General features: G+C 70.5%; 27 protein-coding genes. 13 read left to right on the forward strand and 14 right to left on the reverse strand.

The window, feature by feature from the left end; genetic code table 11:
* Together OG624_RS13210 and OG624_RS13215 are read right to left on the reverse strand one after the other, a co-directional pair.
* Entirely contained in the window at positions 1-1,062 is a 1,062-nt protein-coding gene (locus OG624_RS13210; RefSeq protein ID WP_033226026.1) for a carbohydrate ABC transporter permease, read from the reverse strand.
* Positions 1,063-1,069: 7 nt separating this feature from the next.
* Positions 1,070-2,344, reverse strand: coding sequence for an extracellular solute-binding protein (locus OG624_RS13215; protein ID WP_033226027.1), 1,275 nt, complete (start codon positions 2,342-2,344; stop codon positions 1,070-1,072).
* A gap of 222 nt (positions 2,345-2,566) precedes the next feature.
* Between OG624_RS13215 and OG624_RS13220 the strand changes: the two genes are divergently transcribed.
* The 4 genes from OG624_RS13220 to OG624_RS13235 all read left to right on the forward strand — a co-directional run bounded on the left by OG624_RS13220 (position 2,567) and on the right by OG624_RS13235 (position 7,402).
* Positions 2,567-4,252: a glycoside hydrolase family 13 protein gene (locus tag OG624_RS13220; protein ID WP_371639437.1), complete on the forward strand. Its 1,686-nt coding sequence runs from the start codon at positions 2,567-2,569 to the stop codon at positions 4,250-4,252.
* A gap of 26 nt (positions 4,253-4,278) precedes the next feature.
* Positions 4,279-5,313, forward strand: coding sequence for a LacI family DNA-binding transcriptional regulator (locus OG624_RS13225; RefSeq protein WP_033226070.1), 1,035 nt, complete (start codon positions 4,279-4,281; stop codon positions 5,311-5,313).
* Positions 5,314-5,406: 93 nt separating this feature from the next.
* Positions 5,407-6,417, forward strand: a complete 1,011-nt coding sequence (locus OG624_RS13230) for a DUF389 domain-containing protein (protein WP_371639438.1) — start codon at positions 5,407-5,409, stop codon at positions 6,415-6,417.
* A gap of 94 nt (positions 6,418-6,511) precedes the next feature.
* Entirely contained in the window at positions 6,512-7,402 is an 891-nt protein-coding gene (locus tag OG624_RS13235; protein ID WP_078909682.1) for a phosphatase PAP2 family protein, read from the forward strand.
* 19 nt (positions 7,403-7,421) lie between these two features.
* Here the strand turns inward: OG624_RS13235 and OG624_RS13240 are convergent, their stop codons facing one another.
* Positions 7,422-7,853: a GNAT family N-acetyltransferase gene (locus OG624_RS13240; RefSeq protein WP_033226029.1), complete on the reverse strand. Its 432-nt coding sequence runs from the start codon at positions 7,851-7,853 to the stop codon at positions 7,422-7,424.
* A gap of 91 nt (positions 7,854-7,944) precedes the next feature.
* On the opposite strand from OG624_RS13240, the gene OG624_RS13245 reads away from it, so the two are divergent.
* The gene (locus OG624_RS13245) at positions 7,945-8,451 is read left to right on the forward strand and encodes a hypothetical protein (protein ID WP_266357692.1); all 507 of its coding nucleotides are present in this window, start codon (positions 7,945-7,947) and stop codon (positions 8,449-8,451) included.
* A 34-nt stretch (positions 8,452-8,485) separates the two neighbouring features.
* On the opposite strand, the gene OG624_RS13250 is transcribed toward OG624_RS13245, so the two are convergent.
* From OG624_RS13250 to OG624_RS13270, 5 genes are read right to left on the reverse strand one after another with little or no spacing between them, the layout of a single operon-like run.
* Positions 8,486-8,983 (reverse strand): GNAT family N-acetyltransferase, encoded by a 498-nt coding sequence (locus OG624_RS13250; protein WP_371587647.1) that lies wholly within the window; start codon positions 8,981-8,983, stop codon positions 8,486-8,488.
* A 9-nt stretch (positions 8,984-8,992) separates the two neighbouring features.
* On the reverse strand, positions 8,993-9,844 hold the full coding sequence (locus OG624_RS13255) for an SMI1/KNR4 family protein (protein WP_371639439.1): 852 nt from the start codon (positions 9,842-9,844) through the stop codon (positions 8,993-8,995).
* Positions 9,845-9,886: 42 nt separating this feature from the next.
* Positions 9,887-11,083 (reverse strand): hypothetical protein, encoded by a 1,197-nt coding sequence (locus tag OG624_RS13260; protein ID WP_371639440.1) that lies wholly within the window; start codon positions 11,081-11,083, stop codon positions 9,887-9,889.
* Complete coding sequence (locus tag OG624_RS13265; protein ID WP_326747936.1) at positions 11,080-11,337, reverse strand: DUF397 domain-containing protein; 258 nt, start codon at positions 11,335-11,337, stop codon at positions 11,080-11,082. Before OG624_RS13265 ends, OG624_RS13260 begins: the two co-directional genes overlap by 4 nt.
* Complete coding sequence (locus OG624_RS13270; protein ID WP_326747937.1) at positions 11,334-12,182, reverse strand: helix-turn-helix domain-containing protein; 849 nt, start codon at positions 12,180-12,182, stop codon at positions 11,334-11,336. The genes OG624_RS13265 and OG624_RS13270 overlap by 4 nt, the downstream gene beginning before the upstream one ends.
* A gap of 109 nt (positions 12,183-12,291) precedes the next feature.
* On the opposite strand from OG624_RS13270, the gene OG624_RS13275 reads away from it, so the two are divergent.
* The 3 genes from OG624_RS13275 to OG624_RS13285 all read left to right on the forward strand — a co-directional run bounded on the left by OG624_RS13275 (position 12,292) and on the right by OG624_RS13285 (position 15,193).
* Positions 12,292-12,756, forward strand: coding sequence for an ATP-binding protein (locus tag OG624_RS13275; RefSeq protein WP_371639441.1), 465 nt, complete (start codon positions 12,292-12,294; stop codon positions 12,754-12,756).
* 201 nt (positions 12,757-12,957) lie between these two features.
* Positions 12,958-13,791 carry a helix-turn-helix domain-containing protein gene (locus OG624_RS13280; protein WP_371639442.1) on the forward strand — a complete coding sequence of 278 codons (834 nt, stop codon included), beginning with the start codon at positions 12,958-12,960 and terminating at the stop codon, positions 13,789-13,791.
* 34 nt (positions 13,792-13,825) lie between these two features.
* Entirely contained in the window at positions 13,826-15,193 is a 1,368-nt protein-coding gene (locus OG624_RS13285) for a hypothetical protein (RefSeq protein WP_371639443.1), read from the forward strand.
* A 35-nt stretch (positions 15,194-15,228) separates the two neighbouring features.
* On the opposite strand, the gene OG624_RS13290 is transcribed toward OG624_RS13285, so the two are convergent.
* Complete coding sequence (locus OG624_RS13290) at positions 15,229-15,915, reverse strand: hypothetical protein (RefSeq protein ID WP_063734270.1); 687 nt, start codon at positions 15,913-15,915, stop codon at positions 15,229-15,231.
* A gap of 130 nt (positions 15,916-16,045) precedes the next feature.
* On the opposite strand from OG624_RS13290, the gene OG624_RS13295 reads away from it, so the two are divergent.
* From OG624_RS13295 to OG624_RS13315, 5 genes are all read left to right on the forward strand, one after another.
* Positions 16,046-16,960: a LysR substrate-binding domain-containing protein gene (locus OG624_RS13295; RefSeq protein ID WP_033226040.1), complete on the forward strand. Its 915-nt coding sequence runs from the start codon at positions 16,046-16,048 to the stop codon at positions 16,958-16,960.
* A gap of 203 nt (positions 16,961-17,163) precedes the next feature.
* Positions 17,164-17,679 (forward strand): CAP domain-containing protein, encoded by a 516-nt coding sequence (locus OG624_RS13300; RefSeq protein WP_051763916.1) that lies wholly within the window; start codon positions 17,164-17,166, stop codon positions 17,677-17,679.
* Positions 17,680-17,739: 60 nt separating this feature from the next.
* Positions 17,740-18,012, forward strand: a complete 273-nt coding sequence (locus tag OG624_RS13305) for a hypothetical protein (protein ID WP_033226041.1) — start codon at positions 17,740-17,742, stop codon at positions 18,010-18,012.
* Between the two features lie 84 nt (positions 18,013-18,096).
* Positions 18,097-18,393, forward strand: a complete 297-nt coding sequence (locus tag OG624_RS13310; RefSeq protein ID WP_244291008.1) for a hypothetical protein — start codon at positions 18,097-18,099, stop codon at positions 18,391-18,393.
* 471 nt (positions 18,394-18,864) lie between these two features.
* A complete protein-coding gene (locus tag OG624_RS13315; RefSeq protein WP_033226042.1) occupies positions 18,865-19,632 on the forward strand; it encodes a CAP domain-containing protein in 768 nt (255 codons plus the stop codon).
* Between the two features lie 88 nt (positions 19,633-19,720).
* Here OG624_RS13315 and OG624_RS13320 read toward each other — a convergent pair whose 3' ends face one another.
* From OG624_RS13320 to OG624_RS13340, 5 genes are read right to left on the reverse strand one after another with little or no spacing between them, the layout of a single operon-like run.
* The gene (locus OG624_RS13320; RefSeq protein WP_033226043.1) at positions 19,721-20,185 is read right to left on the reverse strand and encodes a hypothetical protein; all 465 of its coding nucleotides are present in this window, start codon (positions 20,183-20,185) and stop codon (positions 19,721-19,723) included.
* Between the two features lie 58 nt (positions 20,186-20,243).
* The gene (locus tag OG624_RS13325; protein WP_033226044.1) at positions 20,244-20,759 is read right to left on the reverse strand and encodes a hypothetical protein; all 516 of its coding nucleotides are present in this window, start codon (positions 20,757-20,759) and stop codon (positions 20,244-20,246) included.
* A gap of 2 nt (positions 20,760-20,761) precedes the next feature.
* Positions 20,762-21,259, reverse strand: a complete 498-nt coding sequence (locus OG624_RS13330; protein ID WP_033226045.1) for a hypothetical protein — start codon at positions 21,257-21,259, stop codon at positions 20,762-20,764.
* Positions 21,260-21,288: 29 nt separating this feature from the next.
* On the reverse strand, positions 21,289-22,596 hold the full coding sequence (locus OG624_RS13335) for a hypothetical protein (RefSeq protein WP_033226079.1): 1,308 nt from the start codon (positions 22,594-22,596) through the stop codon (positions 21,289-21,291).
* Between the two features lie 29 nt (positions 22,597-22,625).
* On the reverse strand, positions 22,626-23,093 hold the full coding sequence (locus OG624_RS13340) for a hypothetical protein (RefSeq protein ID WP_033226046.1): 468 nt from the start codon (positions 23,091-23,093) through the stop codon (positions 22,626-22,628).
* Positions 23,094-23,118: the final 25 nt, after the last annotated feature.

Genomic DNA, 23,118 nt, shown 5'->3' on the forward strand with positions numbered 1-23,118 from the left:
TCACCACACCTCTCCCTGCTTGCGCAGCGAGCGCCGGTAGACCAGCGCGAAGATCATGAGCAGGGCGAGGATCAGGACGCCCCACGTGGCCGAGCCGGCGAAGTCGCGCGGGCTCGACACGAACGCCTCGCGGAAGGCCTGGGTCACCAGGATCTCGGTGGAGTCGCCGGGTCCGCCGCGGGTGAGCAGGAAGATCACCGGGAACATGTTGAAGGTCCAGATGGTGGAGAGCAGGATCACCGTCATGCTCACCGTGCGCAGCCCGGGCAGGGTGATGTGCCGGAAGCGCTGCCAGGCGGTGGCGCCGTCCATCTCGGCGGCCTCGTAGAGCTCGCCGGGGATCGACTGCAGGCCGCCGAGCAGGGCGACCATCATGAAGGGGACGCCGAGCCAGACGTTGACGGCGACGACCGAGAACTTGGCCCAGGTCGGGTCGTCGAGCCACGGGATCGCGGCGATGCCGCCACCGTCGAGGAGCTTGTTGAGGATGCCGTTGTCGCGGTTGAAGAGGAACCGCCAGGCGAAGACGGAGACGAAGCCGGGGACGGCCCAGGGCAGGATGAGCGCCATCCGGTAGGCGGCGCGGCCCCGGAACTCCCGGTTGAGCATGTTGGCCAGGATCAGACCGAGCGTGAAGGTGATGGACACGCAGGCGACGGTCCACACCACCGTCCACACCAGCCGCTGCAGGAACACCGGGTCGCTGAGCACGTCCACGTAGTTGTCGAGTCCGACGAACTGGTACGTGGCCTCGATGTGCCGGGCGCCGATGGTGCGCGAGACGTTGCGCTCGGTGGCGTCGGTCAGCGACAGGTAGACGCCCCGGACCAGCGGCCAGCCGATGATCACGCCGAGGACGAGCACCACCGGGGCGACCATGGCCCAGGCGTACCAGTGCGTGCCGACGGCGCGCCGGAGACCGGACGCGCCTTTCCCACCGCGGTTCTCACCGCGGTTACCGCTGTCGCTGTCAGTCCTGCGGCTCCGGCCGCGGGCGGCGACGTCGTTCTCGACGTCGTCGCCCGCGGCCTTCGCCACCGACTGGCTGGTGTGAGCAGCCATGGTTTCGTTACTTCCAGCCCTTGAGGATCTTGCGGAACTCGACGCCGGCCGCCTTGGCCGCGTCCTCCGGGCTCGACGCCCCGGTGATCGCCTTGGTGTATTCGACCTTCAGCGGCTCGAAGAGGGAGCCGTTCTCCGGGATCCAGGCGCGCTCGACGGCCTTGTCCACGGCCGGCTTGAAGAACTGGACCATCTCGTTGCCCTTGACGTCCGGCTGCTCGTAGGCGGCGGTCCGGGTCGGCAGCAGGCTGAGGTCCTTGGTCGACTGCACCTGGACCTCCTGCGAGGTCATGTACTCGACGAAGGCGTGCGCGGCGGCGGTGTTCTTGGAACCGGCGTACACCGCGAGGTCGTGGCCGCCCTGCGGGGCACCGGCCTTGGCCGAGCCGGCCGGGACCGTGGCGACGCCGAGGTTGGCCTTGTCCTTGAACTGGTCGCCGGCATAGGTGTCGGCGACGGCCCACGGGCCGTTGATCATCATGGCGGCCTCGCCGGTCTTGAAGGCCGTCTGCATGTTGGCGTAGCCGTCGGTGGCGTTGGTGATCGCCGCACCGGAGCTGACCAGGTCACGAGCGGTCTTGAAGGCCTTGACGCCCGCCTCGTTGTCGACGGTGACCGTCTTGTTCTTCGCGTCGACCAGGTCGCCGCCCTCGCCGTAGATGAGGGGGAGGAACCAGTAGGAGTCGTCGCCGCGCAGGTAGAGGCCGGCCTTGCCGCTCTTCGCCTTGATGGCGGCGGCGGCGGTCTTCACCTCTTCCAGCGTCTTGGGGGGCTGGACGCCGGCGTCGGCGAGCATCTTCTTGTTGTAGAAGAGGCCGAGGCTGTCGATGACCTGCGGGACGGCGTAGGTCTTGCCCTCGAACTTGCCGCTGGCCGCGGCCTGCGGGAGGAACTCGGCGTCGATCTTCTTCGCCGTCTCGGCCGGAACCTCGTCGAGGTAGCCGAGCGAGGCGAAGTCCGCGACCCAGCCGACGTCGGCGCGGATGACGTCAGGCGCGTCGGAGCCGCTGCTGAAGGCGTTCTTGACCTTGTTCTGCGCGTCGCCGTACGGGACGTTGACGTACTTGACGGTCACCTTCGGGTGCTTCGCCGTGAACGCTTCGGCGAGCTTCTGGAAGCTGGCCTTCTCGGCGTCGTTCGAGGTGTCCCACCACGTGACCGTGCCGGAAAGCTCGCCGCCCGCCTTGGTGCCGTCGGCTGCGCCCTTGTCGTCCCCACCGCAAGCCGTCGCCGCGAGCGCCAGGGTCGCGACCAGCGCGGTGGCCGCTATGCCACGCCGCATATGAACTCCTTCGATGATCCCGGCCGCGCCCTCGCGGTCCCGAGTTGCCAGGAACGTAACAAGACTGAAAGAGGACCGAAAGACCTTGCGCAAACTTTCTGCAAGCGGAGGCGATCGTTACATCCGTGTGTCCGGACGGTTGCCGCAGCTTGCTGTTAGTTCGAGTCACCTTCGACTGCCCGGGCCCGCAACCAGGGGGCATGTACCCGCGTTGACCCCGATATGACCCACGACTCGACGGCCGTCCAGCTTGCAAGATCTTCCAGCAACGCGACCGCGAGCGGTGGCTGGTGGCGTGATGCCGTCATCTATCAGGTGTACGTGCGCTCCTTCGCCGACAGCGACGGAGACGGCATCGGCGACCTCCGGGGGGTCCGCTCCCGCCTCCCCCACCTCGCCCGCCTCGGGGTCGACGCCGTGTGGCTCACCCCCTTCTACGTCTCCCCGCAGGCGGACGGCGGCTACGACGTCGCCGACTACCGGGCCGTCGACCCCCTCTTCGGCGACCTCTCCGACGCCGACGAGCTGGTCCGGGCCGCGCACGCGCTGGGGCTGCGGGTCATCGTGGACGTGGTCCCGAACCACACCTCCGAGCAGCACCCGTGGTTCCGGGCCGCCCTCGCCGGCGATCCGGGGGCCCGCGCGCGCTACCACTTCCGCCCGGGGCGGGGCGCTCGCGGGGAGCTCCCGCCCAACGACTGGGAGTCGATCTTCGGCGGCCCGGCCTGGACCCGGGTGCCGGACGGCGACTGGTACCTGCACCTCTTCGCCCCCGAGCAGCCGGACCTCGACTGGGACCACCCCGAGGTCGCCGCCGAATTCGCCTCCGTCCTGCGCTTCTGGCTCGACCTCGGCATCGACGGCTTCCGCGTCGACGTCGCCCACGGCATGGTCAAGGCCCCCGGCCTGCCGGACATCGGCTGCGGCGCCCAGGCCACCCTCATCGGCATCGAGCCGCTCCCCTTCTTCGACCAGGACGGGGTCCACGAGATCCACCGCTCCTGGCGCCGCCTCCTCGACTCCTACGCGGGCGGGCGCATCGGGGTCGCCGAGGCCTGGGCGCCCACCTCGGAGCGCCTCGCCCTGTACGTACGCCCCGACGAACTGCACCAGGCCTTCAACTTCCGCTTCCTGAACTGTCCGTGGGACCCCGCCGCGATGCGCACCGTCATCGACGAGTCCCTGGCCGCCACCACCGCCGTCGGCGCCCCCACCACCTGGGTGCTGTCCAACCACGACGTCGTACGCCATGTGACCCGGTACGGCGGCGAGGCCCGCGGCCTGGCCCGGGCCCGGGCCGCCGCGCTGCTGATGCTGGCCCTGCCCGGGTCGGCGTACGTCTACCAGGGCGAGGAGCTCGGCCTCCCGGAGGTCGTGGACCTCCCGGACGATGTGCGCCAGGACCCCGCCTTCGCGCGCACCGCCGGGCAGGACGGGCTGCGCGACGGATGCCGGGTGCCGCTCCCCTGGTCCGGCGCGGAGCCCCCGTACGGCTTCGGGCCGGCCGGCAGCTGGCTCCCGCAGCCCGCCGGCTGGGGCGACCTCAGCGTCGCCGCGCAGACCGGCGACCCGCACTCCACGCTGGAGCTCTACCGGGCCGCGCTGGAACTGCGCCGGGCGATGCCGGGCCTGGGCGCACCGGAGGCGGGAACCGGCCGGGGAGCCGGCGCCGCGACTCCGACCGAGGTCGAGCCCGAGGAGTCGTACCCGTGCGGGATGCGTTGGCAGCCCGCCCCCGAGGGCGTGCTCCTCTTCACCCGCCCCGGTTTCGCCTGCACCCTCAACACGCGGTCCGTCCCGGTCGAGCTTCCCGCGCCCGGTCGACCCGTACTCTCCAGCGCCCCGGTGGAGACGGACGGCCGTACCGTCCGGCTTCCACCGGATTCGTGCACGTGGTGGTCATGGTGAACGTCCGACCGGTACAGTCCAATCCCGTGACCGCACGGCTAGCCGACATCGCAGCCCAGGCGGGGGTCAGCGAAGCCACAGTCAGCCGCGTGCTCAACGGCAAGCCCGGTGTGGCCGCAGGCACCCGCGAATCCGTGCTGGCCGCCCTCGACGTCCTCGGCTACGAGCGGCCCGTGAAGCTGCGCCAGCGCAGTGCGGGGCTCGTCGGCCTGATAACTCCTGAACTGGACAACCCGATCTTCCCGGCGCTCGCCCAGGTCATCGGCCAGGCCCTGACCCGGCAGGGGTACACGCCGGTGCTGGCCACGCAGACGCCCGGCGGGTCCACCGAGGACGAGTTGACCGAGATGCTGGTCGACCGCGGGGTCTCCGGGATCATCTTCGTCTCCGGTCTGCACGCCGACACCACCGCCGACATGGGCCGCTACGACCAACTCCGCGGGCAGGGCGTTCCGTACGTCCTCATCAACGGGTTCTCCGAGAAGGTCCAGGCCCCCTTCGTCTCCCCCGACGACCGGGCCGCGATGCAGCTCGCCGTCACCCACCTCACCGCGCTCGGGCACACCCGTATCGGGCTCGCGGTCGGACCGAAGCGTTTCGTGCCGGTCCTGCGCAAGATCGAGGGCTTCCGGCTCGGGATGAAGGAGCGGCTCGGCCTCGGCGAGGCCGAGATCGAGGAGCTGATCCAGCACTCCCTCTACTCGTTGGAGGGCGGTCAGGCCGCCGCGGCCGCGCTGATCTCGCGGGGCTGCACGGCGGTGGTGTGCGCGAGCGACATGATGGCGCTGGGCGCGATCCGGGCGGCCCGGCAGCAGGGGCTGAAGGTGCCGCAGGACGTGTCGGTGGTCGGCTTCGACGACTCGCCGCTCATAGCGTTCACCGATCCGCCGCTGACCACCATCCGCCAGCCCGTGCAGGCGATGGGTCAGGCCGCGGTCCGGACCCTGCTGGAGGAGATCGGCGGCACGCCGGCCCCGCACAGCGAGTTCGTGTTCCTGCCCGAACTGGTGGTGCGCGGCTCCACGGCCTCGGGCCCGGGCCAGCGCCGCCGGGAGCAGTAGGAGGCCGGCGCCGCTGACGGAGTCGGCCCGCGGCAGCGGCAGCGGCACGTGTCCCTGCGGGAGGGGAGCGATCCCGGTCCCGATACTGGGCAGATGCCCATGCCCGGCCACATTCGCGACAGGATCCTGCCCGACCACAAGCGACGCTCCCTGGCGGACCTCCAGGAGGATCTCGATCTGTCGTCGGGGGACAGCCGGGCGAAGCAGTCGGCCTTCTGGACCATGCTCACGCTGTCCTCCGTGATCGCCGCCTGCGGGATCCTGACGGACTCCACCGCCACCGTCATCGGGGCGATGATCATCGCCCCGCTCTCGACGCCGATCATGGGGATCGCCCTCGGGGCCGTGCAGCGCCGCCGCTCCACGGCCCTCGCCTTCGTGGCGCTCGGCGGCCTGCTGGTGCTCCTGATCGGCGCGCTCGCCTCCCTGGTGGTGCCCACCTCGTACGATCTGCTGTCGGACAGTCAGATCGCCGGCCGGACCTCCCCCGGCCTCCTCGACCTGGTCGCCGCTCTGGCCACGGGCTTCGCCGGCGCCGTGGCACTGTCCCGCAAGGACGTCGCCGCGGTCATGCCGGGGGTCGCGATCGCGATCTCCTTGGTACCGCCGCTCGTGGTGACGGGCGTGTGCGCCGGCCAGACGTCGTGGTGGCTCGCGCTGGGCGCGCTGGTGCTGTTCGTGTCCAACCTCCTCGCCATGGTCTTCGCGGGCATGGTGGTCTTCGCCGTGCTCGGCTACACCCGGGCCGCCGGACGCCCCGAGCGGGCCGGGGCCCCACGCCGCGCGTACGTCATGCTCGGGCTGCTGTTCACCGCCGTCATGCTCCCGCTCGGCGCCAACACGGCGACCACGGTCCTGCTGAACGCGTGGACCGCGCGGACCTGGACCGCGGCGGAGAGCTGGCTCTCGAAGACCCCGGGCGCGGCGGTCACCGGCGTCGACGCGCAGTCCAGGACCTTCTACATCCATGTGCGCAGTCCCGGCGGCCTCCCGCCGATCGACGACCTGCTCCACGACCTCGAAGGGCAGCTCCCCGACGGCGTCCCCGTCGTGGTCGATGCCACCCGCGGGCAGCAGATCACCGCCGGGAAAGTGGGGGGCTGAAGCGGCCGTGTAGTACCCAGGTCTGAGCGGCTGCGTGGAAGACCGTACCGAGGGATGATCGGAGGCGGTAACGCATCTGGCAGACTCTCTCCCCATGGGTGAATCGAGCGTGAAGACACTGGAAACCCGGACGGACGTCTCATCACCCACCGTGGTCGAGACCGAGACCCGCCCGGGGTCCGAACGCACCCTTCTTTCCCGGTTGCGAGCCCCGCGCCGGCCTCGGATCTGGTTCGAGATCCTGCTCATCGCGATCAGCTACTGGACGTACTCGCTGATCCGCAACGCGGTGCCCGAGCAGAAGGCGGCGGCCCTCGCCAACGCCGACTGGATCTGGAGCGTCGAGCGGACCCTCGGCATCGCCGTGGAGCAGTCGGTCAACCACACGATCAACTCCGTGACGTGGCTGATCGTGGGCATGAACTACTACTACGCCACGCTCCACTTCGTCGTGACGATCGGCGTGCTGGTCTGGATCTACCGTTTCCATCCGGGGCGGTACGCCGCCACGCGCATGGTTCTCTTCGCCACCACCGGCGTGGCCCTGGTCGGCTACTACTGCTACCCGCTCGCGCCGCCGCGGCTGATGAACGGGCAGAACTTCATCGACACCGTGCTGGTCCACCACACCTGGGGCTCGATGGCCTCGGGCAACCTCAAGCAGATGTCGAACCAGTACGCCGCGATGCCGTCCATGCACATAGGGTGGTCGCTCTGGTGCGGCCTGACGATCTTCGCGGTCGCCTCCGCCCCTTGGGCCCGGATCCTGGGCCTGCTCTACCCGACCGCGACGCTCATCGTCATCGTGGCCACCGCCAACCACTTCTGGCTCGACGCCGTCGGCGGCATGATCTGCCTGGCCTTCGGCTACACGGTCTCGCGGTCCTGGTACGGCTCCTTCGCCCACCACCTGCCCCGCCACCCCGAGCACACGGGCCCGCACCCCGCGTCGGACCTGCTGAACCGCGTCCTCGCCCGCCGCTAGGCCGTGCCCGAGCCGCCGGCTACTGCTGTCCGAGGGCCATCCACTTCCCGGGCGTGCTGAGCGGCTCGAAGCCGGCCCGCGCGTAGACGGCGTGCGCGTCGGCGGTCGCGAGCAGCACCCGGCGCAGCCCGTACGGCTCCAGGTGCGCGCACACCGCGTCGACGAGGGCCCCGCCGAGCCCCTTGCCGCGGGCCCCCGGGTCGACGTAGACATCGCAGAGCCAGGCGAAGGTGGCCCGGTCGGTGACGACGCGGGCGTACGCGAGCTGGGCTCCGGAGGCCTGGTCGTAGAGGCCGAAGTTCACGGAGCCCGCGATGGCGTCCTCCTGCTTCTGCCGACTGCGCCCGAGCGCCCAGTAGGCGTCCTCGGACAGCCACCGGTGGACGAGCCCGACGTCGAGTCGGGCGGCGTCGGTGGAGATCTCGTACCCGCCGGGAAGGTCATCGCTCATCCCGGCATTCAACCAGCGGCGGCTCGTTCCGTGCCGGCGCATATCAGCTGCCGGTCGGACCCGGTTGCCGCGCGATTCGAGTGACGGGGAAATGACGGCATTGGATCTGGTCCGCATAGAAGCCGGACTGCACGACTGGGCCGCGATCGAGTGCGGCTGCTCATGGGGGCCGAACCGGTATTCGGCGGAGCACATTCCGCTGGAGCTCATCAGGCTGCTGGAAGGCGACCCGGAAGAACTGGGCACCGATTGGGTGGAGAACCACGCCCGTATCCAGTCGAACCTGATGGATCCGGCCGTCGCCACCGCCTCCCTGGCTTTGGCCGCCCTCGCGGGGCGCCCGCCCGTCGGAGTCCGCCAGGACCTCCTGTACATCCTGGGCGTCCTGTCGGCCGGTGAGCAGGAAGACATCGCCGGAGCCTGTCTGGACGTCGCCCGGCAGGGCGTCTGGCTCTACTACGAGGAGCTGGCGGCGTTCGAGACGGTGGGTGCCTCGGCGGAGGCGTACGAGCTGCTGGCCGGCATGGACGAGCAGGCCGAACGCCTGGCGGCCTACCACCGCGTCTACCGCGACAGGCTGCCGCACGACCTGCGATGACCGGCACCGACGCCGCGCGGGAAGTCCGGGGCTCTCAGCACGTCCGCTCGTATTCGACCTGGGTGAGGGGCTTCCCGTCGCCGAAGTCGAAGGGGCGTACGGTGCCGCTCTCGGTGAAGCCGCACTTGGTGTAGAAGCGGCGGGAACGCGGGGTGTCGCGCAGGGTCCACAGGTGGGTGCGCGCGAACCCGTCGTCGCGCAGGTGGCGCAGGGTCTCGGTCATCAGCACGGCCGCGATTCCGCTGCCCCAGCCGTCGGGGTGGGTGTAGAAGGAGAGGATCTCGGCGAGGCCGGGCCGGGTCTCGGATGCCCGGAAGGTGGTCAGCGCGAGCGGGCGCCCCTCGTGTTCGGCCAGCAGGATCGGGGTGTCCACCTGCCCGACCCTCTCGTGCCACCGCGTCCGCCTGCTCCGGACACCGTCCGCGGCGAACTCGGGATCGAAGAAGGGCGCGTACGCCGCCTCCCAGGCCGCGGCGTGGATCTCGCCGAGGACGTCCCCGTCGTACGGGCCGGCGCGCCGAACTGTGAACATCCGAGCACCCTATCCGCGGTCCGCGGGCGGCGCGCCGGTTCCGCCGGTTCCGCCGTGGAACCGGGAGCCGGGGATGAAGCGGAACCTGTCCTCCGCGTCGATGTCGTCGTCGTGGTCGTCGTTGTGGTCGTCGTCGCTGAAGTAGAACGAGGTCGTCGTGCCGGCCACCACGTCGAGGAGGAACTGGCTGCACGAGGCCTCATGGGCCTCCCAGAAGGGGCCGCGGCCCTCGTGGAGGATGACCGTCCACTCCTCCGGCTCGACCCCGGGCCGGACCACCCAGTACAGGACGTGTCCCGAACCCTCCGCGTACCCCCAGGGCACCAGTCGGATGTCGCCGTCCAGGATTTCCGCCGGCTTGGCCTCGCCCGCCTCCCAGAAACGGGCGAGGATCTCCTCGCGCTCCGCGGTCTGGGCGAGGAGGTCGTACATCGTCTCCGGGCAGTCCGGTTCCAGCAGCCAGATCGTTCCGGCGAAGACCCCGCCCCCGTAGGTGTCGACGAGCCGCTTGTAGTCGGCCGGCAGGGCGGTGCCCAGCGCGTCCTCCACGACGGCCCACTCCACGCCGCGGACTTCGCCGGGCGGCGGCGCCGGACACAGGCGCTTCAGCGGTTCGGTGGGGCGCAGGCTCCGGGCGATCCGTACATCGACCGGCAGGGCACTGAACCGGGCCGGCGTCCTGGTGGGGTCGAGCACCACGGCGCGCATCCGGTCGCCGACCTCGGCGCGCGGCACATCCGCCCACCAGGAGGGGTGCTTGACCTGGTCGATGAAACCGTCGTGCCCGTCCGCGTCCACGGCGCACCCCACCGGGGCCACGGCCGTGACGACCACATCGCACTCTTGGTTATCAACAAGCATGCCCCCACCTTGCCCCATGCCGACAAGGGGGCGTGCGGGTGGTCAGCGCAGCCATCTCCGGAGGAATCCCGGCCCGGCCGATGGGGCGGACACCGGTACGAGCTCCTTCGACAGCGGCGCCGGTACGGAGCCGGCCGCGCCCGGAGCGATCCGTTCCAGGGCCTCGGTGAGGGTACGGACGTAGGCCGCGTCCACCAGGATCCGCTCCCGCTCGTACGGGTGGCTGAGGCGTTCCTCCTGCGCCAGGATCCGGACCAGCCGGGGCACGGCGGTGGCGGCCGGGGCGCCGATCTCCCCGAGCCGGTGGACGGCCTCCCGCACCGGCATGGCCGGACGCCCGGCCCAGTCCGGGTCGACCTCGGCCAGCAGGACCGGTACGGCGGGCTCCGCGTCTCCGGTGATCCGCCAGTACGCGTGCGCGGCGGCGACCCGGGTCCACGCGCCGGGCGACTGCATCAGAGCGCGCACGGTGTCCGCGTGGGCGGCGGCCAGTGGGCCGAGATCGGCGAGGAAGGGCAGACCGTGGGCGGCCGTGCCGGACCGTACGGCCACGCCGCACACGTCGAGGGCGAGCGTCGGATCGCCGGTGACCCGCCAATGCGCCCAGGCGGCCCGCCGCGGGTGGTGACGACCGGAGTGCGGGTCACGGCCGGTGGCGAACGCGGCCAGCCGGTCGGCGGCGGCGACGGCCGGGGCGCCGATCCCGCCGAGGACGCGCAGGGCGTCGTAGGCGTAGGGGGTGTCCAGGTGCCGGACCACCTCGGGCACGGCGGGTGCGGCGTCCGGCCCCCAGCCGGCGAGGAGTTCGAGCACGGCGGTACTCGCGTGGTAGTCCACCGGCTCGCGCCGCAGATCGGGCAGGACCACGGGGAGCAGTTCCGAGGCGGGCAGCGCGGCCAGGATGCGGGGGCGGCGGAACCCGTACGGGAGCGGTCCGCCCTGCGCGAGGCTCCGCAGGCCGGACAGCGCCCGGAGGTCACCCATCCCGGCGAGGGTGAGCGTGAGCGTCTCCATCTGGTGGCCGGAGCCGCGGGCGAAGACGCCGAACATCCTCTTGAGGGAGGCGGCGATCTGATCGGCATACGCGGAAACGGCAGGACCGGCCTGAAGCAGCGCGTGATCGGCGTCCCAGGTGCTGTGCATGTCGTCGCAGACGGCCTTGACGACGAGCTCCCAGCACCACGGCTCGGGCCGCCGGTAACGGAGGACGGCCTCGGTGGCGGCGTCGAGTCTTCTCACGCGGCGGCGAAGGCCACGAAGCCGGTCCAGGCGCGGGGGGTGAGCGTGAGCCGGGCGTCCTCGGGACGCTTGGAGTCCCGGACGAGGACGGTGCCGGGGGTGTGGGCGACCTCGACGCAGTTGGGTCCGTCGTTGGTGCTGTAGCTGCTCTTGGTCCAGGCGACCTCGATGCAGTCGGGTCCGTCATTGGTGCTGTAGCTGCTCTTCACCCACGTCAGTGTGGAGAGGCTCTCGCCCGACGGCTTGATGCTCATGTCTCTCCCAATACCTTCTCGATGAACGTCATCGACGCGCGAGGCGTCAGAGCCTGCGCTCGGATCATGCCATAGCGCATGTCCAGGATCTGGACCTCTTTCGGTTCAGTGATCAAGCGGCTGACCAGCTGAACTTCATTGTGGCCGACGGTCGTTCCATCTTTGAGGCGCATGATTTTGAGGGATCCGGCGAGCCCGGCATGCTCCTCCACGGCGGTAGGCATCACCTGGATCTCCACGTTCCGCAGGCTACCCACCTCCAACAAATGCTCCAGTTGGCGGCGCAACACCATCCTGCCCCCGATGGGCCTTCGAAGGACAGCCTCTTCCTGCACGACGGTCAGCAACGGGGCCGGATGTCGCCGGAGGACTTCATGGCGCGCCACCCGCGCCGTAACCAGACGCTCGGTCGCATCCTCCGAGTAGGCCGGCCGCCTCACCCCATAGAGCGCGCGGGTGTATTCCTCGGTCTGGAGCAACCCTGACACCACACTGTTTTCGTATGATCCGATTTCCACTGCCTGGGCTTCCAACTTGGCCAGATCGCGAACCGTCTTGGGATAGCGGGCCCTTTCGATGTCCGCTTTCATGCCGGCGATTTTCCCACCCGCCCCAAGGACCTCGTCCGCCTTGTCCAAGAACTCCGGACGCGGAATGCGGGCGCCGCGCTCGATCTTGTAGATCAGGTTCGCTCCGTACCCCATCCGTTCACCGAACTTCGCCCGGTCGAGTCCGGCGGCCTCCCGCCACATTTTCAGCTGGCGTCCCACCGTGGCGATGACCGCCCCGGATTCGTCCTCAGGGTCGAGTTCCCAGCTCGACTCGTCCGTGCCGTCCGTGCTCACTTCCACCTCCGCGGGACCGGGAGGACACGGCGGGACGACTTTGGACAGCCGTCGTACACAGCGCCCTCAACTCTGTTCAGGTTACGCACGGATGGCCACGCTGAGTCACGTGAATCAGGAAATCTGCCTCGTCGCCACGCTCCCTTCCACCCCGCGCGGCGCACGCGCCGCCCGCGCGCTCACGGTCGCCCAACTTGCGGAACACAGGCTTCCGTTCGAGGACGCGGCGCAGGTCGTCGCCGAGCTCGCCGCGAATGCCGTCACGCACGGGAAGGTACGGGGGCGGGACTTCCGGCTGGCGTTGCGCATCGCACCCGGCCCTACGCTCCGTATCGAAGTGTCGGACACCCGGCGGGAGTTCGGACCGCCGGCGGCGGCCGAGGTACCGGCATCCGGGGCGGAGTCGGGACGGGGGCTGACTCTGGTGTCCGCGCTCGCCACGCGATGGGGGACGGATCACGGGCCCGCACCCCTGAAAACCGTATGGGCCGAAATGGATTTGGCGAGTCCGATTTCACCGGATCGAGGTTTCCACGACCCGGTGGGGCGATCTCCGGTTCCGCACGACGCCTAAAGACAGATAACCGGGAGGAATAACCTCTCCCTACCTCCCCCTCCCTCCTCACTCGGTCGGGTGAATCACCCCAACCCAGCTGGCGCATATGCGAATTCGCCGGGCACTCTGGCTCCCGACAACCCCATAAACGCGTACGGCCCTCGCACGGGACTGGCATCCCGCCGAGGGCCTGACCAAAAGAAGGACCCTACCCTTCCCATGGCTGACCAGCAGCTTAGCGCGCCCTCGCGCGCCTCGTCGGGCATCCGACACATCAACCACGACCATCGCCGCGGCTACGTCAAGATCGGCAACCACCTGGCCCAGCACCGCGAGCTGAGCATGACGGCGATCGGCCTGGCCACGCACATCCAGTCCCTCCCGACAGGCAGCAAGGTCACCATCAAGGCCCTGGCCGAGCGCTTCCCGGAGGGCGAGGTCCGGATCGCCGCCGCCCTGCGCGAGCTGGAGACGCACGGCTACCTGGCGCGCCTCAAGGAGCGGCTCCCGTCCGGGCATGTCGTGACCTGCACGGTCTCGTACAACAACCCGCCGGCGCGGTCGACCGAGACCCACCGTGAGCGGCGTGAGCCCGCCTCGGCTACCCGGCCCGACCCGGAGCCTGCCCCCGCCCCCGCACCCGTGCCGGAGGAGGCCCCGGAGGCGGAAGTGCCGGAGGTCGAGATCCAGGCCCGGGAGCTGTTGGCCCGGCTGCGGCTGCGCGATCAACGGCTGGTGCTGTCCGAGCGCGACACGGTGCGGCTGGCTCCGGCCGCGGCGCGCTGGCTGGAGCGCGGGCTCGTACCGGGCGCCGTCGTCGCCGCCCTGACGCGTGCGCTGCCGTCGGCCACGATCCACTCCCCGGCGGCCCTGCTCGGCCACCGCCTGCGGGAACAGCTTCCGCCCCGGATCCCGGACGCCTGGGCGGCGTACCCCGTGGTCCCCGACCGGGTGGTCCATCCGCTCCGCTCGTGCGAGGACTGCGACCGTGCCTTCCGCTCCCCCCTCCCGGGCCGCTGCACCTCCTGTGCGGCGGCGGCCCCGGCGGCCTGAAGCCCGAGGCCACGCCCCCGGGGACAATGGCCGGATGATCGAACTGGGTGGGGACCTGCTACCGGATGACCGTGTGACCGACGAGATCGTCGAGGCCTGGCTCGGCGGGCTACGGAGGAATCCCGCACTGCCGGCTTCGGTGTTCGTCCGGCTGCTGGCCGTCGACGACGGGAGCGGTCACGCCCGTTGGCTCAGCTGGTGCACCCTGGATCGGGAGATGACGGCCACCGCGCTCGCCTCCCCCGTGATCAAGCACCGGCTTGCGGTGATCGAGAACAGCACGGCCGACGTGGACGCACTCGTGGCGCTCACCCGGGATCCGTCGCCCCGGGTCCGGTTCGTGTTCGCGGCCATCGGCTGCGACTTCCGTCAACTGCCCGCCGAGGTACCGGAGATCTTGGCCCGTGACAGTGAGGCGCGGGTGCGGGTGATGGCCACCCAGTGGGGCCTTCCCCCGCACGTACGCGCGCGCCTCGTCGAGGACGAGGACGCCCGGGTACGCGAAGCGGCCCTCACCCGGGAGCTGTGGCCGCACCTCTCGGTGTCCGTGCGGGAGGCCCTGCTCGCCGATCCCGAGCCCACGGTCCGGGAGGCCGCCGCCGCGATCCTGTCCGACCCGGTGGAAGACCTCCCGGAGCCGTCGCTGCCCACGCCCGAGGAGCGCGTGGGCAGCGACGACCCGACCGTGCGCCGTGCCGCGGCCCAGGATCCGGACGTCCCGACCACGCTGGCACTGCGGCTCGCCGAGGACCCGGACCCCGCGGTCGTCCTCGCGCTGTCGATGCGCGAGGACCTCACCGAGGAGCTGCGCTCTGCCATCGCGTACGTGGTGCCGCACGGCTATCACGTACCGCCCCGTTGGGTCGTGGAGCGCGGTCATGAACCGGCCGTCGCGCGTCGGGCCGCCGCCTCCGGGCATGTCCTGCTGCGGCGGAGCATCGCCATGCGGCGGGACCTGCCGGCCGATGTGGTGGACCTGCTGGCACGGGACGAGGACTTCTTCGTCAAGCTCACCCTGTGCGAGTACGGCGACCAGGCCCCGCACGAGCTCGTCGTGGAGATGTACGCGTACTGGCACGGTCTGAAGTGGGACTCCCTGCGCTTCCACCGGAACTTCGCGCGGCCCGGCCTCGCCCGCTACGCCGACCACCCCAATCCACGGCTGCGCCACGCGGCCCTCCACGATCCCGACGGGGGTCCGGACCTCGTGATGAAGCTGATCGACGACCCGGACGTCGGTCGCTGGGCGCTACGGGACCCGCGGCTGCCGGCCGGAGAGCTGCTGCGCAGGCTCACCCTCCCCGGCTCCGCCGGGTGCGCGGCGGCGAATCCGGCCCTGCCTCCTGCGACGATGCACCGGCTGCTCGACCTGGCCGGCGTGGGCCCGGCGCCCGGGCGGTAGGCGCCATCCGATGGCGACGCGTTCGGGCTCCGACTTCAGGTTCTGTCGTGGGATCCGAAGAAGCGCTGAAGCCAACTCGTGGCGCTGGACCCCACAGCGGTGGCGGAACCTTCGGCGGACTCGTACGGGCAGGACGGCGCGTGAGCGCCCGTCTGCGGTTGCGTGGCGCCGCGGACCAGGGTGCAGCGGTCGTGGGGGTCACCGGGGAAGGAGTCCCATCCCCGGTACGGCTTGGGGGACAAGGTGTTGTCGACACCGTGGACCAACGGCGCCCCGGTGTCCGCGAAGGCCCAGCGGGTCGCGTACACCGCTCCCTTGTGCAGCCACTGTTCACGGGTGACCGGTCGGCTGAGCACGGCCTCGAACCAGACCGCGCACCGCTCCGCGAGCTCTTCGATCGTCCCCGTCGCCTCGAAGAAGCCCGATGCGGGCCTCTCATCGAGACTGAACAGATCGTCGCAGACCCAGCCGGCCTGCACGTGCGTACCGTAGTAGTGCACCGCCCACCGGCCGAGGCTGCGGTCGTCGCCGATGCTGACATAGAGCAGCAGTGACGATTCGTCCTCGGGGCGGGCGACGTCGTGGTAGGTCCAAGGCGCGGTCCAAGAGGCGGCGTGGGCCCGAAGGGCTTCGAGGAACGCGAGCTCGTCCGCGGTGAGGTCCCCTGGTTCGCTGCCGTCCCGCTGCAGTTCCTCGTCCCAGAACCAGGGGTTGTCGTCCATGAGGTGATCCTAGGACGTGGCCGGAAACCGAGTTCGGCCTTTCCCCTGCCACAACTGGGGTCGGCGAGCGAGGACTGCGCGCCCGATCATTGACAGCAAGTGCATGCTCACCGCTTGTAGAGTTACTGTCATGCAATTGGATCTGAACCTGCTCACCGCCCTGGACGCCCTGCTGGAAGAGGGCAGCGTCTCCGGCGCGGCAGCGCGCCTCCACGTCACCTCACCGGCGATGAGCCGCTCCCTGGGCCGGATCCGCAAGGCCACCGGTGATCAGATCCTGGTCCGCACCGGCCGCAGCATGGTCCCCACCACCCGCGCGCTTGCCATGCGCGCCGAGGTCCATGCCCTCGTGCAGCAGGCCCACCACCTCCTGTCCGCGCAGCAGGAACTCGACCTGGCGGCTCTGGAGCGGGTGTTCACCGTGCGCTGGCACGACGCCCTGACCGCCGCTTGCGGCACCACCCTGATCGGCGCCGTCCACCGCCAGGCGCCCGGCGTCCGGCTGCGCCTGTCCGCAGAGTCCGGGACGGACGACGCCGAACTGCGCCGGGGTGAGGTCGACCTCGAATCGAGTGCCGGTGCTCCGACACTCCCCGACATCCGCCACCGCCTCGTCGGCAGGGACCGGCTGATCGTCGCCGTCCGACCGGGCCACCCGCTCACCGAAGGCCCACTGAGCCTCGAACGCTACGCGGCCGCCGAACACGTCACCGTCTCGCGGCGCGGAAGCCTGAGCGATCCGATCGACGACGCCCTGACGGCACACGGCCTCGAACGACGCGTCGTCGCCGCCGGGCCCACCGCCGCCTTCGCCCTGCAACTCGCCCTCGACACCGACCTGGTCGTCACCCTCCCCGACGCCGTCACCCGTACCGCCCGCGACCGGCTCGGCCTGGTCTCGCTGTCGCCACCGCTCCCGCTGCCCGACGTACCCCTGTACCTGCTGTGGCACCAGCGCTACGACGACGACCGCGCCCACACCTGGCTGCGCGACCTGGCCACCGAAACCGTCCGGGCACTCTTCACACCACCGACGACGCCGTAGGCCGCTCACCGCCCCCGGTCGTGGGGAGGTGCCTCCGGTCGTACGGTGGAAGCAGGCGCCGTGCCCCCGCAGCAGCCTGTGGGTCGCGCACGTCGCCTGCGCAGGCCGCTCGAGACGCCCCGTGGCCGCCCTCGGGGCGGCCGCCCCGAGAGCCGGGTGTCGTGGGCGGCTCCCCACCGACCCCCGACGAGGGGAAGACTCTGATGCGTACCAAGAACAGCCGGATCCGTCGCGCGTGCGCGGTCGCCTGCACCGTCCCGCTGCTCGCGCTGGGCGGCGCCGCCACCGCGCTCGCCGTCCCGGCGGCGTCGGCCTCCGTCACCCGTAGCGTGCAGCAGTCCTCGCCGGACGAGATCCTCGCGCTGATCAACGCCGAACGGGAAAAGGCGGGTTGTGAGCCGCTGACGGTGGACCCGCGGCTCGCGGCGGCCGCCCAGGCCCACGCCGACGACATGGCGGCGAACGGGTTGACCGCGCACACCGGCTCGGACGGGTCCAGCGACCTGGCCCGCATGGAGAAGGCCGGCTACTCGCCCGCAGGCCCGTCCTCGGAGAACGTCTCCGGACCGGGTCACCAATCCTCCAAGTCCCACGTCGACGGCTGGATGGCCAGCACCAGGGGCCACCGGGCCGCCATCTTGAACTGCACGTACAAGCAGACCGGGATCGGCACGAACGGCGAGTACGCCGTCGAGCTCTTCGCCGTCCAGTCGAGGTAGCCGCACGGCCGTCGCAGGCCGATCCAGCACCGAACCGATTCGGAGAGCAGGTACGTCCCCATGCACATGTCGACCCGTATCGCCGGCGTCCTGACCGGCCTGGCCCTCGCCCTCGGTGGCGCCGCCTTCGCGGCCCCCGCCGCCCACGCGGACGTCACGGCCTGCATCAACCAGGTGGAGCGCGAGTTGCAGGGTGGTGAGGCGCCGGACTCCGTCCGCATGGCGTGCTACGTCGGTCTGACCGGCGACCACGAGAAGTGCGTGTCCGGCCTGACGGCGGGAGGCGTCACCAACGGGACCGCGGTGAGCGCCTGCCGGGTGGCCCCCGAGTAGGAATCGGCCCGCCCGACCTCCCGTCCGACCGCCCGTAGCCACTCCCCGTACCCACCTCCCGTATTCCGAGAGCAGGTGTGTGCCGTGTTCCCCGTCGTGTCCCCCGTGCGCACGTCGACCCGTCTCGCCGGTGTGCTCGCCGGCCTGTTCCTCTCCCTTTCCGGTGCGGCCCTCGTCGCGCCCGCCGCCCACGCCGACATCCCCGCCTGTACGAACATGGCCGCGCAGGCGGGCGCCGAGGTCACCGACGCCGTCTCGGCGTCCTGTCGGCTCGGCGTGTCCGGTGACCTCCAAGGGTGCGCGAGCGGCCTGACCGCGGCCGGAGTGCCGGGTGGCGCCGCGAACGGCGCCTGCCGGGCGGCGGCTCTGGAGCCGCGGTAGAGCGATCGCATGATCCCGCGCCCGTCCCCCTCCGTACGTCGCCGTCGGCCCACGACGCAGGCGACCCGAGGGAGACGGGCGCAGCCACGCGCGAAACAGTGACATGCGTCACGGCGCCCATATCGGGGCCGGGCTTTCTTGACGGAGCGTTAACCCGCCGACATTTCGATATTTGTCCCTTTTGGAATCGACATTCCCCTCTCCGCCGGAAACGGAATATGTGCCACCGAGGGGTGTGTCGCCGACCGGCCAGGTCACAGCCGTTTCTGATCATTCATCAGACGGTTGCGGGAGTGACCAAATCGTGATGATGCACGATCACTGCCCTCTTTCAAGCGGCGTGCCGACCGCCGCGAGCTCGTGATCAGCGGAAACTTGCCAGGCCATTCACAGGTTTCTAAGAATGGCGGCCTCTTCGGTGCCCCGCGATTCCGGCGCCGAAAGCTTCGCGATCACTGAATGAGGTCAGGCATGCAGAAGCATCGGAAGAAGACGTCCTACAAGAAAATAGCCATCGGTGTCGGCGCGCTCGCCCTCGTGGGTGTTCCCACCGCCGCCATGGCCTGCTTCGACGGTCAGGACGACGGCCGGACCCGGACCGTGAGCCACCAGCAGCAGCGGCCGTGGCAGTGGCAGCAGACGCCGTCGGCCACGCCGACCACCCTGGCACCCGTGGACGCGCCGCTCCCGAGCGAGACGCCGAGCAGCAGCCCCTCCGAGGCCTCCCCCAGCAGCCCCGCCGCGCCCACGCAGCCCGTCGTCGAGACCACCCCGCCCGCGCAGCCGAAGCCCGCGAAGCCGCCGGTCGAGACGAAGAAGCCGCAGGCGCCCCAGCCGTCGAAGACCGCCGCCCCGCCGGCCACCGGCTCCGTCGCGCAGGTCCTCGCGCTCGTCAACCAGGAGCGCGCCGCCGCCGGATGCTCGGCCGTCTCCCTGAACGCGAAGCTCACGAAGGCCGCGCAGGACCACAGCGCCGACATGGCCTCCCACAGCAACATGTCCCACACCGGCTCCGACGGCTCGGACCCGGGCGCGCGGATCACCCGCGCCGGGTACACGTGGAGCACGTACGGCGAGAACGTCGCCTACGGCTACAGCACTCCCGAGAAGGTCATGGAGGGCTGGATGAACAGCCAGGGCCACCGGGAGAACATCCTGAACTGCTCCTTCAAGGAGATCGGTATCGGCCTGGCGCAGCCCGGCAACTACTGGACGCAGGACTTCGGCACGGCCCGCTGACACCGGCGCCGGCCCGACACGGCGGACCGCGGACCCACACAGGGTCCGCGGTCCGTCTCGTCCGTCTCGTCCGTCTCGTCCGTCGCGGTCAGAGCCTGAACAGCACTCCGCGCCAGGCCCAGCCCGCCCTGAGGACCGTGTTCTGCAGGGGGTTCTTCACCAGCCCCGTGTCGAAGCGGAACGTCTCAACCTTGCGGCGGCGGCCGTCGGCGCCCCGCTGGAACTCCCACTGCTTGTAGACCGCCTTCGCCGGCCCCCGGCCGTACTGCCGGCCGGAATGCTCCAACGCGGGCTCCCACCGCTCTTCGAGCACGCGCACCTCGTGCTTCGCGGGAACCAGCCGCATGCTGGTCTTGAGGGTCAGACGCATCTCGCTGACGCTGCACTCCACGACCAGGTCGGCACGCTCTCCCGCGGCGCCCTCCCGGACGGCGAACAGCGCATCCGGACCGCCCAGCGCGAGCAACGCCTCCCGAAGCTCCTCGGCGGCCCCCGGAGTCATACCCCGGGCCGGGTACCTGGTGCCCGTGCGGTTGTCCCAGAAACGGCTCATGTTCCCCTCACCTTGTGTCCGGGCGTACCGCGGGTAGGCCCGCCCGGCAGCCTGCTCGTCAAAACCTGTACACCACCCCGCGCCAGGTCCAGCCCGCCTCGAGAACCAGGTTCCGCAGTGGATCCTTCATGTCCCGCGAGTCGAAGCGGAACGTCTCGACCTTGCGCCGCCGGCCGTCAGGCCCCTTCTCAAAGGTCCACTCACGGGAAACCCTGGGCGCCGGCCCACTTCCGGATTCACGCGACACCGCCAACTTGGGCGGATCCCCGACCCACGTCACCTGTACCTGCTCGTCGAGGGTGCGGACCTCGCGCTGCAGGGGGATGAAGCGCATCCGGATCTTGAGTCTCAGCTCCACCTGCCTACGGGAGGCGCCGGAGCCCGAGGCGGGCTTCATCACTCGCCACTCCGCCACCAGGTCGGCCTTCTCCTTCGGGAAGGCATGGCGGATACGGAACGGCACGTCCTGGCCGTTGATGGCGAGCAGCGCTTCCCGGAGCTCCGTCGTCGGCAGCGGGGCGATCCCGCTGTCGGGGTACCTGGTGCCGGTGATCCTGTCCCGGAGGCGCCCCACCGTCAGTCCTCCGCCCCGTCGTCCGTCGGACGTACCGAGCGGACGAAGTCCTGGAACTCTTCGAGGACTTCGTCGTGCTGGGCCGTGGTGGCGGTCAGGGCCAGGCGGATCATCGCCCGCTTGTGGGGGTCCTCGGTGTCCGTGAGGAACAGGTACACCTGGGACTGGACCAGCTCGTGGCGGGCGTCGTCGGCCACGGCCGAGAAGCTCAGCCGCTGGGTCAGGGCGGGCGCGTCCTCGGAACCGACCTCGCGGCGGTGGACCACCTCCACCGACTCGGCGAACGTGCGCAGCTGCTCCACCGACGCGTCGGCGATCTCGGCCAGGGTCACCCCGTCCTTCGGGAACCCGCCGTCGACGGTGATGTTGGCGGTGAACCCGGCGTCCGGCCTCGGATGTACCGCGGCGAAGGCCACCCCCGGGTCGAACGCCTCCGGGCGGGCCGGGAGCCAGCCCTCGGGCAGCCGGAACTCGATCGGCACCGGCAGTGTCGTGGGCATCGGGGGCCCTCCTTCCATGGAGTCGGACATCAGTCGAGCAACCAATCCTTGAAGTCGCCCGCGGCGTCGCCGACCGCGTGCGCCGTATCGCCCACCGCGTCGGCCACGTCACCGGCGGTCTTGGCCACCTTCTCAGGATCGACGGTGATCTCCAGGCCTATGGAGCCGCCGAGGAGGGGCGAGGCACCGAACTCGCCGCCGAGCTTGTACACCCCGGTCTCCTTGTCCTTCTTGTAGCCCCACCAGGCTTCGGCACCGGGACCCGCCCAGCCTTCGGCCGTGAGGCCGACGCCGATGCCGCCGGACTCGACGCCTCCGTTGAGGCTGCCCTTGGCTCCGGCGAACCCCTTCAGGCCGACCGTCACTTCTTCCTTGGTGAACTTGGCGCTGCCCGCGATCTCTCCACCGACGAATCCCTCGGCCCGCCCGTAGGCGCTGTTGTAGTCACCTCCGACGCGGCCTTCGGCCAGTGCCCGGACGCCCGCGGACGCCTCGCCCTTGGCGACGAAACCCTTGTCGGTGATGCCCCAGTTCGCGGTGGCCCGGGCTCCGCCGTAGATGTCGGCGATCCCGGAAAGCTGCATCGGCCCGAGGCTCCCCTCCCCCTTCGAGGTGCCGTGGAAGAAGTCGACGTAGGCCTTGATCGAGGCCTCCTTGCCGTACTGGCCCGGGCCGGTGGTGCTCACGCCGGTATCGAATCCGTCGGTCTTCGTCCTGACCGTGCTCTCGTCGAGCTTCTTGGCCTTGGCCAGGTCGCCCTCGGCGTAGTTGTTGAAGCCGGTGAGGGTCTCGTCGGCCCCGGTGCCCTGGCCCAGCGCATCCTTGTTGCTGTCGTACACGGCCGCCACGAGGGCGTCCTTGATGTGCTGGTCCGCTTCGGAGGCGGCCTTCACCCGGTCGTCGATGTGCTTCTGCCACTTCTCGACCGCGGTGCGGATGGCCTCCTGGCCGTCGGGGTCGTGGTGGTAGGCGCTGCGCTCGGCAGGTGTCAGCTTGGCGTAGTCGAAGGCGACGCGTCCTTGCTCCGACACGGTCATGCCGGCGGCGATCGCGTCGTCGCGGGCACTCTCCAGCTTCTGCTTGAGGTCGACGAGCTGTTCGTGGGCGCCCCGCAGCAGGCTCGCGACCGCCTTGGCCTGGTTCTGCGCGGCGGAGTACTCGTAGCGGGTCGCCGTGAACTTCGTCCGCGCCGCCTGGGCGCTGACGCCGACCCAGTTGTCCCCCATGGTGATCTTCTGGACTGTGTCCCCGTAGCGGGTCTCGACCTTCTTCAGCTCGCCCGCCATCGAGTCCCACTTGGCGGCGGCCGTCGTCAGCAGGCCCAGGTCCGTGGTCATGACTTCGTAGTAGGTCAGCACGAGAACCCCTACACCCGGTTCAGCAGCGAACCCGACGCGAACTGGTTGCCCAGGCCGACGTCGGTGCCTCGGATGGAGCCCGAGGCTTCGCGCAGTGCGGCCTTCTCCCGGGACAACCTGCCCATCAAGGACTTCACCTGCTGGTCCCAGGTGTCCGCCACCTTCTTCAGGCCGGCGGCCGTCTCCCAGCCTTCGAAGCCCTTCTGCGCGGTGCCGGTGGCGTCGTCCGCGTGCTCCGCGGCGGTCTTGGTGGCGTGCTCCAACTCGTTCTCGATGGTGTTCGCCGCCGCACTCTTCTCCGCGGGCGACGAGGCGAAGTCCTTGGCGCCGTTCGGAAGGAACAGCCCCGACGACGGCGGGGTGACGCCCGGAGCGTACGGAACCACCGACGGCGGCGCGGTGACCCCCGGAGCGTAAGGACCCAGCGGCGGCCCGCTGTTCAACCGCATGCCCACCTGGCCGAGATCATCTGACATGGTCACGCCTCCCCGTAGTTGAGGG

It is taken from the genome of Streptomyces virginiae (assembly GCF_041432505.1).
Taxonomy (GTDB): Bacteria; Actinomycetota; Actinomycetes; order Streptomycetales; family Streptomycetaceae; genus Streptomyces; species Streptomyces virginiae_A.